Genomic DNA, 16720 nt, shown 5'->3' with positions numbered 1-16720 from the left:
AAGGCGTAAACTAACAGACTATTTAAAAGATTTGTAAATTGATAATATAATTAATATGCAACTTTTAATGAAAAAGCGCTTAGTTTTTTTCTGTTTATTTTCTGTTTTAGCTTTAAGTTCATTTGCTCAAAGTAAGTTTGTTATTCAAAATAAAAAGCAATCTGATAAAATAGACTTCAAATTAATACATAACTTAATGGTAGTGCCTGTTCAAGTTAATGGTGTGGCGTTATCATTTATTTTAGACACTGGCGTTAGTAAACCTATAATTTTTAATTTTTTAAATGGAGCCGATACTTTAAAAGTAAAAAATACTGAAACACTTTTTTTACGAGGTTTAGGTGATGGTGAACCGGTTGAAGCGTTAAAATCTTCCAATAATATTTTTAAAATAGGTGAGGCTATAAATATTAACCAGCACCTGTATGCAATTTTTGGTTTAGATATTAATTTTGCTCCAAGACTTGGCATACCAATTCATGGTATTATAGGGTTAGATTTATTTAAAGATTTTATTGTTGAAATAAATTACAGAGCCAAATATATTAGGTTGCATGAGCCTAACGTATACAAGTATAAAACATGCAAAAAGTGCGAGCGTTTTAATTTAGAGTTTTATAATGATAAGCCATATATTAATGCTCATGTAAATATTCAAAATAAAAAAATACCTGTTAAACTTTTAATAGATTCTGGTGGAAGCGATAGCTTATGGTTGTTTGAAGATGATGCTATTGGTATACAATCTGGCAATGCTTTTTTTAGAGATTTTTTAGGTCATGGTTTAAGTGGTAGTGTTTACGGTAAACGTACTAAGGTTGATACTTTTTATTTGAAAAATTTTAAATTAAAACATGCAAATGTAGCCTATCCTGATGCTACATCAATAGCTTTTGCTAAACGTGTAAAAGAAAGAAATGGTAGTATTGCTGGTAATATTTTAAAGCGCTTTAATGTTATTGTAGATTATAAAAACTCATTATTAACACTTAAAAAAAATGCTAATTTTAAAGATGAATTTAGGTATAATAACAGTGGTATAGAGTTAGCTCATAGCGGTGTTAGGTTTGTTAAAGAATATGATAACACTACTTTTAAACCCAATGAAAATAGAGGTTTAAGTAAAGCTAGTGATGGTGTTAATGTGGTTTTAGATAGAACTTACCGTATGGCATTAAAACCTGCTTATGCTATTGTTGAGCTTCGTGAAAATTCGCCAGCTAAAAAAGCAGGCTTACAAAAAGGTGATGTAATTTTAACTATTAATGGTAAAACTACACACCAATTAAAATTGCAACAAATAATGCATATGTTTTATGGTAATATAGGTAAACTTATAAAATTAAAAGTTGAAAGAGGAAATACTGTTTTAAGTTTTAATTTTAGGCTAGAAAAGCCATATTAATAAAAAAGGCCTAAACAATACGTTTAAGCCTTTAATTTATAATGTAGTGTGGCAATTAATTTTGCACAATGCTTTTGTTTGTTTTCTGTAATACACTAGCTTTGTTGGCTTTAGAGTCTACTACTAAACCTTTAATTTTTAATGCAACAGTTGGCGTATCAGCGTTTGAAATTACCGTAATAGTTTTTCTAATAGGGTTTACTCTATTGGTATCATACTTCACTTTAATTTCACCTGTTTTACCTGGCATAATTGGGTCTTTTGGTTTTGATGGAATAGTACATCCGCAAGATGATTTAACATCGGTAATTATAAGAGGCGCATCTCCTGTATTTGTAAATTCAAAAACGCGCACACCATCAGCGCCTTTTTCTATAGTGCCATAATCAATAGTGTCTGTTTTAAACTTAATTTTAGCTACTTTGTCTTGGGCATTAACAGATAAACTGATTAACCCGATAAATAAAATTGTAATTAATTGTTTCATTACGTTACGTTTTTAATTCTTTGGTAAACATAGATACTTTATCCATAATAAGCAAAATTATTAGATGAAATACAACTATATTAACATATTTAACTTCATTAAATGTACGTATTACTTTTCTGGTTTTGGTTATTACAATGTTAAAAATATAAGTTCTTTCAAATAGAACATAATAGTTTTCACAGAAAAAGAAATATAAGTACTTTTGCCAATTATTATTCAAAAACTATTCCAAACATGAGTATTCCATCAAAATACGATGCAAAACAGGTAGAAAATAAGTGGTACAGCTACTGGATGAAACATAATTATTTTCATTCAACACCAGATGAAAGAGAGCCGTATACTATTGTTATTCCGCCACCAAACGTTACAGGAGTACTACATATGGGACATATGTTGAATAATACCATTCAAGATGTATTAATACGTCGTGCCCGTTTACAAGGTAAAAACGCCTGTTGGGTTCCAGGTACAGATCACGCATCTATTGCTACCGAAGCCAAAGTAGTTGCCAAATTAAAAGCAGAAGGCATAGATAAAAACGATTTAACTAGAGACGAGTTTTTAAAACACGCTTGGGATTGGACGCATGAATACGGTGGTGTAATTCTTGAGCAATTAAAAAAACTAGGTTGCTCTTGCGATTGGGATCGTACCAAGTTTACTATGGATGACGATATGAGTGAAGCCGTAATAAAAGTGTTTGTTGATTTATATAACAAAGGACTTATTTATCGCGGTTACCGTATGGTAAATTGGGATCCAGAAGCAAAAACTACTTTATCTGATGAAGAGGTTGAATATGTAGATAAGCAAGGTAAATTATACCACATAAAATATAAAATTGAAGGTAGCGACGATACGTTAACCATTGCTACAACACGCCCTGAAACTATTTTAGGCGATTCGGCAATTTGTATCAATCCAGCAGACGAGCGTCATTTCAATTTAAAAGGAAAAAAAGCCATTGTGCCTATTTGTAATCGCGTGATTCCTATTATTGAAGATGATTATGTTGATGTTGAATTTGGTACTGGTTGTTTAAAAGTAACGCCAGCACATGATGAAAACGATAAGGTTTTAGGCGATAAGCATAACCTTGAGGTAATTGATATTTTTAACGAAGATGCTTCTTTAAACAGTTACGGTTTACATTACGAAGGAAAAGATCGTTTTGAAGTTAGAAAAGAAATTGTAAAAGAGCTTGAAAGTTTAGGTTTAATTGAAAAAATAGAAGACCATAATAACCGTGTTGGAATTTCAGAACGTACCAAAGCCATTATAGAACCACGATTAAGCGACCAATGGTTCTTAAAAATGGAAGAATTGGTAAAACCGGCAATAGAAGCTGTTTTAGGTGAAAACGCCGATATAAAACTATTCCCAAAAAAGTTTGAAAACACCTATCGTCACTGGATGGAAAACATCCGTGATTGGAATATTTCGCGCCAATTACTTTGGGGACAACAAATTCCTGCGTTTTATTATGGAGACGGAAAAGAAGATTTTGTAGTTGCTGAAACTCTTGAGCAAGCTGTCAAGCTTGCGCAAGAAAAGACTAACAACCAACAACTAACAACTAACGACTTACGTCAAGAAACCGATGCATTAGACACATGGTTCTCATCATGGTTATGGCCAATGTCGGTTTTTGATGGTATTCGCAATCCAGAAAACGAAGAAATTAAATACTATTACCCAACAAACGACTTGGTAACAGGTCCGGATATTTTGTTCTTTTGGGTAGCACGTATGATAATTGCTGGTTACGAGTATAAAGATGAAAAACCTTTCCAGAATGTATATTTAACAGGATTGGTACGCGATAAGCAACGTCGTAAAATGAGTAAATCTTTAGGAAACTCACCAGACGCCTTAAAGCTTATTGAAGAATACAGTGCAGATGGTGTTCGTGTTGGGTTACTATTAAGCAGCGCAGCAGGAAACGATTTATTGTTTGACGAATCGTTATGCCAACAAGGAAAAGGTTTCGGTAACAAAATCTGGAATGCCTACCGTTTAGTTGATGGTTGGGAAGTTTCGGAAAGCATTGAACAACCAGAGGTAAGTAAGATTGCAATAGAATGGTACGAATCTAAATTCCAAAAATCATTAATTGAGATTGAAGACCACTTTAGTAAATACCGTTTAAGCGATGCGTTAATGGCAATTTACAAGTTAATTTACGACGATTTTTGTGGTTGGTTACTAGAAATGGTAAAACCAGCATACCAGCAACCAATTGATGCTAAAACGTACAACGCAATTATTTCAATTTTTGAAGATAACTTAAAAATTGTACATCCGTTTATGCCATTTTTAACAGAAGATTTATGGCATTACATAAAAGAACGTACGCCAGAAGACGCGTTAATTGTAGCGAGTTGGCCAACAGCAAAAGCAATAAACGAAACCTTGATTTCAGAATTTGATTTTGCTTCAGAAGTGATTTCAGGTATTCGTACTATTAGAAAAGAAAAGAACATTGCGTTTAAGGATGCGATTGGATTTTCGGTAATAAATAACGAAAAATCATCTACTACGTTTGATGCGATTATCCAAAAAATGGGTAATCTAGAAGCTATTGAATATGTAGATGAAGCTGTTGAAGGCGCATTAACCTTTAGAGTGAAATCTAACGAATATTTTGTGCCAATGGTTGGCGCTATCGATGTTGAAGCCGAAATAAAAAAGTTAACCGAAGAGTTAAACTACACCGAAGGATTTTTAAAATCGGTGCAGAAAAAACTATCAAACGAGCGTTTTGTAAATAATGCACCAGAGCAAGTAGTAGCTTCAGAAAAGAAAAAAGAAGCTGATGCATTGGCTAAAATTGAAACATTAAAGGCTAGTTTGGCTAGTTTAAAGTAAAATATTAATACTTGTTCTTTTTATAAAAATTAAAAAGAACAAGTATTTAGTGTTTTTATAGCTATGTTAAAACTTTGCGCTATTCAAATCAAAACCAAGTAATTTTTTACTCAACTTATTTAATGTGTTTTTTGAAGCGTTAAAATGATAAACACGTTGCCAGTGCGTAGTAGTTTCATTTGGTTTTAAAACTTTTAAAGGCGCATTGCTTTCAAGCTCAAAAAAATCTGCACCATTGTTGTAAATAGGAATAGCTTCGCCTTTATAAGGTGTGTCTTGAATACTAACCTGTGAATTTGAGTATAAACTATCAGTTTCTTTTTTATATTGAATAATAGTTAGTTTATTGTTCAGTTTTGAATAGCAGCCATAAACAGCTGGTGCAAACTGTGGTGGTATACCAATTTTACTTCGGTATTGTCCGTCGGTTTTAAATAAAGCAGTGTTGTTTTTTACAATAAAACGTGTACTGTCAATAGGTGCTAAGTAGGTTAAAACATTATGTTTCGTCCCGTTGTTTTTAAGTGGTATAATAACTACTGAATCATCTCCCGGATACATACCAGCGCTCCATAAACCTGCTAAACCTGTGTGTTTTTTCCAAGTAACAGTATCAATATTTTTCAATGTGTGTTTAGTTTCAAAAGCCACAAATTTAGTGGAGTTATCAACTTCAATATTTAAATTTTTTTGAATGTTTTCTTTTGAAAGGATGCTTATATTTCGGTTAATTTCAATATTAAATGTAGTACCTATATAATTAGTAAGTTGCATTGTTTTATATAATTCAACGTTACTATTGCTTTTGTAAATTACTTTGTAGGGTTCAGCATCTATAGTTGCAGGTACTTTCCAGTTGTCATCATGAAGTGGTTGTATTTGCTGAAAATAAAATGAAAATTGAGAACCTAAAGGACCAATCCAAAGGCGTTCTTCGCCGCCAATACTTTTGGTTGTATCAGTAAGGGCATTTTCGTTAATCCACCCGTTACTTAAACCTTCTATGTTGTTATAAGAACTGGTTAAAATTCTGCCTTGGTAAAAAGGTGAGACTAAAACTCTTGAGTCTCCGCTGTTATTGGTTAATTCAAAAGCAGTTTTATTATTAAAAAGTGTACAGTAATATTGGTAGTTTTTTTTAGGAATATTTTTGCTACAGCCAACTATAAAAAAGCTTAAAACTAAATATAAAAAGTGTTTCATTGTAGCTTTTTTTGTGTTATTCTCTGTATAAAAAGTACTTATTAACCAAATCAATATAGGCTTCTTTGGCTTCGGTTTCAGTAATGTTTTTTGCTTGAAATAGGGCGTTTGTTTTAAAAGCATTTATTAAAGCTTCTCTGCTTCGGGGTTTGCCATAATCATTCGTTGCCTTTTTGTAGTAGGCGTATAATTTTAAAAGCGTATCAGCAGGAAAAGGCTCTTTGTGAGCGTTAACTCTAGCTACTGCTTCTTCAAATGCTTTATCTAAATCTTCGTTCGTCATTTATGCTTCTGCTATAACAGTTTCGCCGCCTTTAACTTTTTGGTTTAATTGTACTTTTATATTAGTATCTAAGGGTAAAAATAAGTCAACTCTAGAGCCAAATTTTATAAAACCAGCATCTGCTCCTTGTACAGCGGTATCATTAACTTTTGCATAATTTACAATGCGTTTAGCTAATGCACCAGCAATTTGTCTGTATAATACTTTTCCGTAAGATGGGTTTTCAACAACAATAGTAGTACGTTCATTTTCTTCGCTAGCTTTTGGATGCCATGCTACTAAATATTTACCGGGGTGATATTTACTAAAAAGTACTTTGCCGCCAATAGGGTAGCGGGTTACATGAACATTTATGGGCGACATAAATACGCTTACTTGCAAGCGTTTTTCATTAAAATATTCTTTTTCAAATACTTCTTCAATTACTACTACTTTTCCATCTACTGGAGATATTACTTGTGCTTCATTTTGAACTGTATGCCGTTTTGGATTTCTAAAAAACTGTAGAATTAATATTAAAAATATAAGTAAAACAACTAGTGTTAATGTGCGTAACCAGCTTATTGTTATGAAGCTATCTGTTAATAAAAATAATGCAATAACAATAACAAAAGTTGTTAGTATAATTTTATGTCCTTCTTTATGAAACATAGTTTAAAATGCTTAAAAATGAATAAATAAATGGTGCTGCAAATATGATACTATCTAGCCTATCAAACAAGCCACCATGACCTGGCATGATTGAACCACTATCTTTAACACCAGCTTGTCTTTTAAATTTAGATTCTATTAAATCTCCTAAAGTGCCAAAAACACTAACTATAACACTTAAAATTAGCCAGTTAGTAAAATTTAGTGTTTGTGTAAAGTTAGCAATAAAATAACTAGCAACACAAGCAAAAAATAAACCGCCTAAAAAGCCTTCAACTGTTTTCTTTGGTGAAATTTTTGAGAAAAGCTTTTGTTTGCCTAAGTTTTTACCAACTATATAAGCAAAGGAATCATTTACCCAAATAAGTATAAAAGCTCCTAATAATATATTGGCATTGTAGTTTTTTTGATAGTTTGCTATTAAATTTAAAAAAACAAAAGCGCTAGTAATGTAAAAGGTTGTAAGTATAAAACGTTTGGTTGAAAATAATGGAATGGTTTTTTCTGAAAACAAATCTTTTATTAAAAACAATTGAACAAATATGGTTAAAACCATTAGTATTTGTGTGGCCTCATCTAAACCAAAGCGTGTATTTAGTATTAGTTTCCAGTATACAAATACAAAGTACATTATTACAAAAATAATAAAAGGGATGATGCTTTTAAGTTGAATGAGTTTTTTAAATTCGGCTAATGTTATAAGTCCAAAAACAAAAAATAAAATTATTAAAGCATGCTTATTTTGCATACAGCCAATAAGTAAACCAATATATACGAGGCCTGAAAGCCCTCTGGTAAGCATTTCTTTCATTTATAAATCTTCTAAAAGTAGTAAGTATAAATTTTTTGCGCTACTGCCGTAACTTAAAAAGTCTTTTTCTTCGCTAGATTTAAAATGCTTGATGGTTGTAATGTTGGTTGGAATTTTTTGACGGTTTTTTGATTTTATACCTCGTAATCCTTCACCAATATTTTCAACAATTTGGCTTGTAGTAGCAAAAACTACAAAGTTAAAAGGGAGTTCGGGTAGTTTTTTTTCAAATATTTGTTTTGATGAAATAAGTAAAGAACCATCATTGGCAATTAGATTTTCGCAAGTGGTTAGAAAAAATTCAGATTCACTAATTAATCTTGATGCATTAATGCTAGAGTTTTTAAACTTATCAGTTAATTGCTCATCTAACAGTAATACTTTTTTTTGTTGCCATTTATTCTCTTCAATTATAAGATCTAGGTTTTCATAAACTTCATTTAAATCTTCACAATACAAGAATTTGCCACCATTAGCTTTAAAATTTATTGTAAACCTTTCGTCTATTGGTAGCTTAACTTCTGGCATGTATTTGCCTCTTTCATCAGATTTTAGTTCTTCTGAGGTTTTTTCAGATTTAGAACCAAAAAGTTTTCTAAAAAGACTCATTTAGTAGTAGCTATTAACCTAATCTTATTGTTGAAAATCAAATATAAAAAAACTTAAAATAACCTTAAGGTTATTTTAAGTTTTTTAGTAAAAGCATAACAAAAATACTAAAATTTAGCTGCTTTTTACGAATTTTCTTTTGTTTCTGAACTGTCTTGGTTTTGTTCAGGAGTTTCAACGTTCTTTTTTTCGTCTGTTTTTACAATGGCTTCTTCTTTCTCAAAAGCACGCTTACCAAAAATACGTTCTAAGTTATCTTTAAAAATAACTTCTTTTGTTAATAGTTCTTCGGCAAGTTCTGTGAGTTTATCTTTATTATCTTCAAGCAATTTAATGGCGCGTTCATATTGCTTCTCAATAATATCCGAAATTTCTTTATCAATTAATTCGGCTGTTTGCTCACTGTAAGGTTTAGAGAAACCGTATTCACTTTGCCCGCTAGAATCATAATAGGTTAAGTTTCCAATTTTATCACTTAAACCGTAAATGGTTACCATGGCACGGGCTTGCTTGGTTACTTTTTCTAAATCACTTAAAGCACCTGTAGATATTTTGTTGAAAATAACTTTTTCTGCGGCTCTACCACCAAGTGCAGCACACATTTCGTCTAGCATTTGTTCTGGACGAACAATTAAGCGTTCTTCGGGTAAATACCATGCGGCACCTAATGAACGGCCTCTAGGTACAATAGTTACTTTAATTAATGGTGCAGCGTGTTCAAGCATCCAGCTAACAACTGCATGACCAGCTTCATGGAATGCAACGGCGCGTTTTTCACTAGGTGTAATTATTTTGTTTTTCTTTTCTAAACCACCAATAATTCTATCAACAGCATCAAGAAAATCTTGTTTATCAACTTCTTTTTTGCCATTTCTAGCTGCAATTAATGCTGCTTCGTTACATACGTTTGCAATATCGGCACCTGAAAAACCTGGTGTTTGTTTTGATAAAAAGTCAGTATCTAAATCTTTTGATTTTTTTAACGGACGTAAGTGAACTTCAAAAATTTCTTTACGTTCTCTCACATCAGGTAAATCAACAAAAATTTGTCTGTCAAATCTTCCGGCACGCATTAATGCTTTATCTAAAATATCGGCTCTATTGGTTGCTGCAAGTACAATAACGTTGGTATTTGTGCCAAAACCATCCATTTCAGTTAATAATTGGTTTAGGGTGTTTTCGCGTTCGTCATTACTTCCAGACATGGCGTTTTTACCTCTTGCACGACCAATAGCGTCAATTTCATCAATAAATATAATTGAAGGCGATTTTTCTTTAGCTTGTTTAAATAAATCGCGCACGCGCGATGCACCTACACCAACAAACATTTCAACAAAATCTGAACCTGAAAGTGAGAAGAAAGGAACTTTAGCTTCACCAGCTACAGCTTTTGCTAATAATGTTTTACCTGTTCCTGGAGGGCCAACTAGTAATGCACCTTTTGGTATTTTACCACCTAAAGTGGTGTATTTTTCAGGAAATTTTAAGAAATCTACAATTTCTTGAACTTCTTCTTTTGCGCCTTCTAAACCAGCCACGTCTTTAAATGTGGTTTTAACTTCGGTATTTTGGTCAAAAAGTTTAGCTCTAGATTTTCCTATATTAAAAATTTGACCACCTGCGCCACCACCAGCACCGCCAGACATTCTTCGCATTATAAAAATCCAAACACCAATAAGTAATAAAAAAGGTAATAAACCAATAAGTAAATTACCTATGGTATCAGTTTCAGTATCAAACTCAATAACTGGTTTGGTGTCTAAATTTTTTATAGTGTCATTAAGTTTGTTTTCAAAGTTTTGAAGATCGCCAAACTCAAATTTGTAATTAGGTATTCTGGTAACCGATGGAATAAACGGTTGTTGTTTAGAGTTTTTGTGTATGTCTTTACCTTCGGCATCTTTGGTTAAATATACGCGTGCAACTCGGGTGTTTTTTACAATATCTATTTTTTCAACATCGCCATTGGCTAAATATTTAAAAAAATCTGAAGTTGTAGTTTTAGAGCCACCATTGCTTGATGTGTCTCCAAAAAATTGAAACCCTAAAAATAGGGCTAGTAAAATACCGTAAATCCAATACGGGCTAAACTTTGGCTTTTTATCTTTGTTGTTCTTTTTATCGTTTGCCATGTGTTTTCTTAATAACTTGTTTCTATTACTGTTGTTTTAGCGTCTCCCCAAAGGCTTTCTATATCATAATATTCTCTAACATGCTTTTGGAAAACATGCACAACAACATTAACATAGTCTATTAAAACCCATTCGGCATTGTCTTCACCTTCAACATGCCAAGGTTTGTCTTTAAGTTCTTTGCTTACCTTTTTTTGTACGGAGTTTACTATGGCGTTTACTTGTGTGTTAGAAGTACCTTCACAAATTATAAAGTAATCACAAACAGTGTTTTCAATTTCTCTTAAGTCTAAAATATTTATTTCTTTACCTTTAACATCTTCAATTCCGCTTAAAATTACAGATATTAATTGGTCTGCGCTTATTTTTTCTTTCGCCATTAAATTTATTTAATTTGTACAAAGTTATTATTTTTTAGTTTTTAAAGCTCTAAAAAAATCATAAGATTTGCTAGTATATTTATTACATTTTTATGCATATAATCAAACTTAGTGCCACCAATTCTACAAATAGCTATTTGCGTAGCTTAATTGCAGATGAAAATTTAAACGATTTTACTGCTGTTATTACCCAAAACCAAACTAGCGGACGTGGGCAAATGGGAACAGTTTGGAATGCTGAGGCTGGAAAAAACCTTACGTTTAGTGTGTTTAAAGACATTAGTGGTTTTTATTTAGAGCATCCTTTTTACATAAGTATGGTAGCTGCTTTGGCTTTAATTAAAACGCTAAACTTTTTTGGAATACCTAAAATTAGTGTAAAATGGCCTAACGACATTTTGTCAGAAAACAAAAAAATATGTGGTGTTTTAATTGAAAATGTCATAAAAAATAATAAAATGACGGCTTCAATTATAGGTATGGGCTTAAATGTAAACCAAACTGAATTTGAAAATTTACCCAAAGCATCATCATTAAAAATTATAACCGGACGTGTTTTTAGCATTGATGAGGTTGCTATTACAATAATTAATAATTTGAAGTTTTATTTTGAATTTTTAAAAGCGGGCAACACTGCAATTATAAAAAATGAATATGTTAATTATTTATTTAGAAAAAATAAACCTTCAACATTTTTAGATGCTGAAGGTTGTATGTTTTCTGGTTTTATTAAAGGTGTTACAAATACAGGAAACCTAAAGGTGTTGTTGGAAAATAATATTGTAAAAACCTTTGATTTAAAAGAAATTCAATTGTTGTATTAAATAGCTTTTGGAATGCTTGTGGCAAGGGTTTCAATAAATTTACTTATTGGGCCTTTTATCATCATTGCCATCATTGGGTTAAAATTGCCATCAAATTTTAATTGTACTTCACTGGCATTGTTGCCAGTTTCTATAATATGACCAATTAGTGAAAAATCTATTTTTCCGCCTGCAGCACCTAATACAATTTTGTTTGGTGGTACAACTTCTTTCTTTTTTAATATAATTTCGGGCATGCCTTTTAGGGCAAATAAAAACTTATCGTCTTCTAAAACTTCAAACTTACTAATGTTTTCAGGCATTAAAGATTCAAAGTTTTTTACATCAGATAAAAAATTGAAAACGTCTTCAGGAGACTTTTCTACGTTTATTTTTGGAGATTCTAAATTCATTTATAAGTATTTTAATTACAACTAGTGTATCAAATAGCGTTCCATTCACTTGGGTTACTATTCCATTCAGCTAATGTTTTTAGTTGTTTTTCGGTAATATAATTGGTGTCTAGTGCTTGTTCAAGCAAGCTTTCGTAGTTGCTTAAGGTTTGAAGCATAAGGTTTTTGTTCTCAAAATTTTTGGTAGCCACTTCAAAACCATAGGTAAATATAGCTATCATGCCTTTAACATTTATACCTGCATTTTTTAATGCGGTAACAGCGTTTAAACTACTTTTGCCTGTGCTTATTAAATCTTCAACCACCACAACATTTTGGCCTTTTTCAATAAAGCCTTCAATTTGGTTTTTACGGCCATGGCCTTTAGCATCGGGCCTTACATAAATAAAAGGCAAGCCTAAATACTCGGCAACTAGCATGCCAATACCAATGGCGCCAGTGGCTACACCCGCAATAGCATCGGGTTTGCCGTATTGCTTTTCAATTTGTTTTGCCATGGTTTCTCTAACATAATTTCTAATGGCAGGAAACGATAGAATTATGCGGTTATCACAGTAAATAGGTGATTTCCATCCAGATGCCCATGTGAAGGGCTCTTTAGGGCTGAGTTTTATAGCGTTTACTTGTAATAAAACTTCAGCAGTTTTTTTGGCTGTATCTTTATTAAAAATCATGTGCCAAAAATACAGATTAATTTCGTTTTTATGTAAGAGGAATATTGTTAAGCCAAATATTTTTTTCAACAATTATAGGTTTGTAACTAAAAATGATATTTTTACCAATAGTTAAACACCAAATAATATTTATGTATAAAATTTTTGTTGGAGATAAGCCTATAATTTTAACCACTGAAGTAGCACAAGAAACTTATTTTAAAAATTATTTGTTAGATACTGTAAACATTGGTAAAGTAATTAAAGAACTTACAAAAACAGATTTAAATGAGGTTAGACTTATTCATAAAAATAAAGAAAAATTGCTTAGTAAGTTTTTAAAAAAATTACCTAATGTTGTAGCTGGTGGTGGCAAAGTATATAATACAGAAGGCAATGTTTTATTTATTTATAGAAATGATAAGTGGGATTTACCTAAAGGAAAAGCAGAATCAAATGAAACTATAGAACAAACCTCAATTAGAGAAGTTGAAGAAGAAACCGGCGTAAAAGGTTTACAAATAACAAAACCCCTACAAACAACCTACCATATTTTTAAGCGTAACGGTAAACATAAAATAAAAGTAACCTATTGGTTTGAAATGCAAACTAACTTTAATGGTAATTTATATCCGCAAGAAAAAGAGGGTATTACAAAAGTAGTTTGGTTAAATAACGAAGAAGCTAAAGAAGCGTTATCAAATTCATACGCTAATATTAAAGCGTTAGTTGAGTAAGTTTTTTTTACTAAAAAAATAAAAACGTTGCAAAGTTTTTAAAAAAAGTGTTAACTTTAATTTTATTAATAGCAATATCTCGGTTTTTGTATGTAAATACTTAAAACTGGTCTCTCCATAAAAAACCAATAAACAATGAAAGAGCACAAACTCTCTTTTGGAACAATTTTAATATTAAAACCTAACTTAGCCGAAGTAATTATTGATGAAGGTATTGTAATGAATGAAGTAATGGTAGATTTATACCATGATTTTTTACTAAGCCATTTAGAAGCACCGTTTTCATTAATAATAAACAAAAAAAATTCTTACACATATACTTTTGAAGCCCAAAAAATAATAGCTAGCTTACCACAAATACACTCCATGGCTGTTTTAGTTGGAAGTAGTGGAGCATTAATGTCTACAGAAACATTGATTAAAATTAATGAAGCTAGTGATTGGAATATTAAATTATTTAGAACTAGGCCTGAGGCCTTAGAGTGGATTGAAAGTCATCATGAGTATTCACTTACTTAAAGTGTGGTTTCTATCTAATAAAATGCTAATATTATTTACTAAAACGTTTTAGTGTTTATCAGTCATTAATAAATGATAAATAACTTGTTGCTTGCGCTTTTAAACTTAAATTTGTGCAAAATTTAAGGTATGACAGATTTTATAAGAAAGCGTACAAAAAATGCTAAAAACGATATTTTAAGTGGCGCAACTGTGGCATTAGCTTTAGTGCCAGAAGCTGTAGCATTTGCATTTGTAGCAGGTGTAGATCCATTAGTTGGTTTGTATGCAGCTTTTATGATTGGTTTAATAACATCAATATTTGGTGGCCGCCCAGGTATGATTAGTGGTGCAACAGGTGCTTTAGCCGTTGTAATGGTAAGCTTGGTTGCCGAAGGTAATGCCATGGGTGCTGAAAGTGAAAATTTAGGACTTTACTATTTATTTGCTACCGTTATTTTAATGGGAGTAATTCAAATTTTAGCTGGTGTTTTTAAACTTGGTAAGTTTGTAAGGCTTATTCCGCACCCTGTTATGATGGGTTTTGTTAATGGTTTGGCTATTGTTATATTTTTAGCACAATTAAAAATGTTTAAAGATGTTGATGGAAACTTTTTTACTGGTGCAAAAATGTATACCATGGTGGCTTTAGTAGGCTTAACCATGCTAATAATGTTTACATTACCTAAATTTAAAATAACAAAAAAATTGCCTGAAGCCCTTATAGGTATTTTAGTAGTATCAGCAATTGTTATTTTTGGAAATTTAGATGTAGCAACCGTAGGTAGTTTTATTAGAGATGGCGGTGGCGAAGGTTTAAAAGGTGGTTTACCACAGTTTCAGTTTGATATTTTTAATAAAATACCATTTAATATACAAACCTTAAAATTTATTGGGCCTTATGCTGTTATTTTGGCAGCAATTGGCTTAATAGAGTCTTTAATGACTTTAAATTTGGTTGATGAATTAACCGAAACTCGCGGAAATGCCAACAAAGAATGTATGGCACAAGGTGGAGCAAATATAGTTACTGGCTTATTTGGTGGTATGGGTGGTTGTGCCATGATTGGGCAATCTATTATCAATATAAAAGGAGGCGGACGTGGCAGGCTATCAGGTATTGTGGCTGCTGTATTATTGTTAGTATTTATATTGTTTGCATCAACATACATTGAGCAAATACCAATTGCTGCATTGGTTGGTGTTATGTTTATGGTTGTAGTAGGAACATTTGCATGGAGTAGTTTTAGAATATTAAGAAAAATACCCGTAAGTGACGCTATTGTATTAATAGCAGTATCATTAATTACCGTATGGAAAGATTTAGCAGTTGCTGTTATTGCAGGTGTTATTATTAGTGCATTAGTGTTTTCATGGGAAAATGCAAAACGCATTAGAGCACGTAAACGAATAAAGGAAGACGGAACCAAAGTATACGAAATTTGGGGCCCATTATTTTTTGGTTCAATTAAAGCGTTTAACGAAAAATTTGATGCCAAAAATGATCCTGATACTATTGAAATAGATTTTGTTGAATCTAGAGTAACTGATCATTCGGCTATTGAAGCTATTTTTAATTTAGTAAATAAATATGAAGCTGAAGGAAAATCAATAAAGCTAAAGCATTTAAGTGAAGATAGTAAAGAGCTTCTTTATAAATCTAGCCCTAAATTTAGGGAAGTTATTGTTGAGGCTATTGATGATCCTAGATATCATTTAGCAGCTAATCCTGAAAAGTTTACCAAATCACTTTCAGAGTATAAACTATAAAAAAAATGCCTTTTGTTTTCAAAAGGCATTTTTTTTATAGTAAAAGTTTATCCGATAGGTTTTTTTAATAGCTCTTTAACGCGGTCAAATGATTTTTTGCTGGCACGCTCCCAACGGTAAATAGTGTTTTTTTTGCCTCTATTGGCTTCTTGTTTTGCTTTCTTTTCTTGTTGTGTTTTTACCCAATGAAATCGTTTTTTTATAATCAAAGACATTAAATTATCATTGTAAGCAATGTTTTCTAAAGCATTTAATGCAGCAATTGATACATTTTGTACTTTATCATTTATAGCGTGTAATAAAATAGGTGCAGATGATTTTAAACCTAGACAGCCAAGGGCAATGGCAGCAAGTTTTCTAGTTTTATAATTGCCTTTTTTTAAACAAAATTCTAACCTGTTAACATAACCTTTATTTTGCCAAACATGTATACTTTTTTGTTTGGGTTGTATAATATTTAGTTTAAAAAAATAATACGTTATGTGGTGTAGCATTTTATAAGTATTCTTGCTTTATAAGTACTAAATACTTTAAAAATGTTACAATTTTTGGGTTATTTTACTCTAACGCTATTAGGTACAAGTTTGGTGTAATCGCCATTGTTTCTAATAACATCGCGTACTATTGATGATGAAATGTATGAGGTGTTAGCAGCTGTTAATAAAAATACGGTTTCAATAGTTGCTAAATTTCTATTGGTATGCGCAATAGCTTTTTCAAACTCAAAATCGGCCGGATTTCTTAGGCCTCTTAAAATAAAATCGGCATTAATTTCTTTGCAAAAATCAACTGTTAAACCTTCATAGGTAACAACTTTTACCTTGGGTTCATTGGCAAAGGCATTTTCTATAAAGGCTTTGCGTTCTTCTAAAGTAAACATGTATTTTTTATCGGCATTAATACCAATAGCTACAACAAGTTCATCAAAAAGTGTTACACCTCTGGTTATAATATCAAAATGTCCTAAGGTTAACGGATCAAATGATCCTGGAAATATAGCGCGTTTCATTT

At 31.6% G+C, this 16720-nt stretch carries 18 protein-coding genes; 6 read left to right on the top strand and 12 right to left on the bottom strand.

Annotation, left to right across the window (positions count from 1 at the left end; translation table 11 throughout):
* The first annotated feature begins 67 nt into the window (after positions 1–67).
* Positions 68–1405 carry a PDZ domain-containing protein gene (locus tag FUA26_RS12970; protein ID WP_147136893.1) on the top strand — a complete coding sequence of 446 codons (1338 nt, stop codon included), beginning with the start codon at positions 68–70 and terminating at the stop codon, positions 1403–1405.
* Positions 1406–1460: 55 nt separating this feature from the next.
* Here FUA26_RS12970 and FUA26_RS12965 read toward each other — a convergent pair whose 3' ends face one another.
* Positions 1461–1892, bottom strand: coding sequence for a DUF1573 domain-containing protein (locus FUA26_RS12965; RefSeq protein ID WP_147136890.1), 432 nt, complete (start codon positions 1890–1892; stop codon positions 1461–1463).
* A 237-nt stretch (positions 1893–2129) separates the two neighbouring features.
* Between FUA26_RS12965 and FUA26_RS12960 the strand changes: the two genes are divergently transcribed.
* Entirely contained in the window at positions 2130–4766 is a 2637-nt protein-coding gene (locus tag FUA26_RS12960) for a valine--tRNA ligase (protein WP_147136887.1), read from the top strand.
* 66 nt (positions 4767–4832) lie between these two features.
* Here FUA26_RS12960 and FUA26_RS12955 read toward each other — a convergent pair whose 3' ends face one another.
* From FUA26_RS12955 to rsfS, 7 genes are all read right to left on the bottom strand, one after another.
* Positions 4833–5969: a DUF6786 family protein gene (locus FUA26_RS12955; protein WP_147136884.1), complete on the bottom strand. Its 1137-nt coding sequence runs from the start codon at positions 5967–5969 to the stop codon at positions 4833–4835.
* Between the two features lie 16 nt (positions 5970–5985).
* Positions 5986–6252, bottom strand: coding sequence for an acyl-CoA-binding protein (locus FUA26_RS12950; protein ID WP_147136882.1), 267 nt, complete (start codon positions 6250–6252; stop codon positions 5986–5988).
* A complete protein-coding gene (locus tag FUA26_RS12945) occupies positions 6253–6903 on the bottom strand; it encodes a phosphatidylserine decarboxylase family protein (protein ID WP_147136879.1) in 651 nt (216 codons plus the stop codon). It abuts the gene before it with no gap.
* Complete coding sequence (locus FUA26_RS12940) at positions 6893–7714, bottom strand: phosphatidate cytidylyltransferase (protein WP_147136876.1); 822 nt, start codon at positions 7712–7714, stop codon at positions 6893–6895. The genes FUA26_RS12945 and FUA26_RS12940 overlap by 11 nt, the downstream gene beginning before the upstream one ends.
* A complete protein-coding gene (locus tag FUA26_RS12935; protein WP_147136873.1) occupies positions 7715–8323 on the bottom strand; it encodes an LUD domain-containing protein in 609 nt (202 codons plus the stop codon).
* A gap of 125 nt (positions 8324–8448) precedes the next feature.
* The gene (gene ftsH, locus FUA26_RS12930; RefSeq protein WP_147136870.1) at positions 8449–10455 is read right to left on the bottom strand and encodes an ATP-dependent zinc metalloprotease FtsH; all 2007 of its coding nucleotides are present in this window, start codon (positions 10453–10455) and stop codon (positions 8449–8451) included.
* Positions 10456–10463: 8 nt separating this feature from the next.
* Positions 10464–10835: a ribosome silencing factor gene (gene rsfS / locus FUA26_RS12925; protein WP_147136867.1), complete on the bottom strand. Its 372-nt coding sequence runs from the start codon at positions 10833–10835 to the stop codon at positions 10464–10466.
* 92 nt (positions 10836–10927) lie between these two features.
* Here rsfS and FUA26_RS12920 point away from each other — a divergent pair, with 92 nt between their 5' ends.
* On the top strand, positions 10928–11659 hold the full coding sequence (locus FUA26_RS12920) for a biotin--[acetyl-CoA-carboxylase] ligase (RefSeq protein WP_147136864.1): 732 nt from the start codon (positions 10928–10930) through the stop codon (positions 11657–11659).
* Here FUA26_RS12920 and FUA26_RS12915 read toward each other — a convergent pair.
* Both FUA26_RS12915 and pyrE read right to left on the bottom strand, forming a co-directional pair.
* Positions 11656–12051, bottom strand: coding sequence for an SRPBCC family protein (locus FUA26_RS12915; protein WP_147136861.1), 396 nt, complete (start codon positions 12049–12051; stop codon positions 11656–11658). The genes FUA26_RS12920 and FUA26_RS12915 overlap by 4 nt on opposite strands.
* A 29-nt stretch (positions 12052–12080) precedes the next feature.
* Positions 12081–12725 carry an orotate phosphoribosyltransferase gene (pyrE, locus tag FUA26_RS12910; RefSeq protein ID WP_147136857.1) on the bottom strand — a complete coding sequence of 215 codons (645 nt, stop codon included), beginning with the start codon at positions 12723–12725 and terminating at the stop codon, positions 12081–12083.
* A gap of 131 nt (positions 12726–12856) precedes the next feature.
* Between pyrE and FUA26_RS12905 the strand changes: the two genes are divergently transcribed.
* The 3 genes from FUA26_RS12905 (at position 12857) to FUA26_RS12895 (ending at position 15709) form a co-directional block, all read left to right on the top strand.
* Positions 12857–13441 (top strand): NUDIX hydrolase, encoded by a 585-nt coding sequence (locus tag FUA26_RS12905; protein WP_147136854.1) that lies wholly within the window; start codon positions 12857–12859, stop codon positions 13439–13441.
* 135 nt (positions 13442–13576) lie between these two features.
* On the top strand, positions 13577–13960 hold the full coding sequence (locus FUA26_RS12900; protein ID WP_147136851.1) for a hypothetical protein: 384 nt from the start codon (positions 13577–13579) through the stop codon (positions 13958–13960).
* A gap of 129 nt (positions 13961–14089) precedes the next feature.
* Positions 14090–15709 (top strand): SulP family inorganic anion transporter, encoded by a 1620-nt coding sequence (locus tag FUA26_RS12895; protein WP_147136850.1) that lies wholly within the window; start codon positions 14090–14092, stop codon positions 15707–15709.
* A gap of 47 nt (positions 15710–15756) precedes the next feature.
* Here the strand turns inward: FUA26_RS12895 and FUA26_RS12890 are convergent, their stop codons facing one another.
* Both FUA26_RS12890 and coaD read right to left on the bottom strand, forming a co-directional pair.
* Positions 15757–16203 (bottom strand): HEAT repeat domain-containing protein, encoded by a 447-nt coding sequence (locus FUA26_RS12890; RefSeq protein ID WP_147136847.1) that lies wholly within the window; start codon positions 16201–16203, stop codon positions 15757–15759.
* 59 nt (positions 16204–16262) lie between these two features.
* Positions 16263–16718, bottom strand: a complete 456-nt coding sequence (gene coaD, locus FUA26_RS12885; RefSeq protein ID WP_147136844.1) for a pantetheine-phosphate adenylyltransferase — start codon at positions 16716–16718, stop codon at positions 16263–16265.
* Positions 16719–16720 lie beyond the last annotated feature (2 nt).

It is taken from the genome of Seonamhaeicola algicola (genome assembly GCF_007997385.1).
GTDB classification, from domain to species: domain Bacteria; phylum Bacteroidota; class Bacteroidia; order Flavobacteriales; family Flavobacteriaceae; genus Seonamhaeicola; species Seonamhaeicola algicola.
This window is presented reverse-complemented; position numbering and strand designations above follow the sequence as displayed.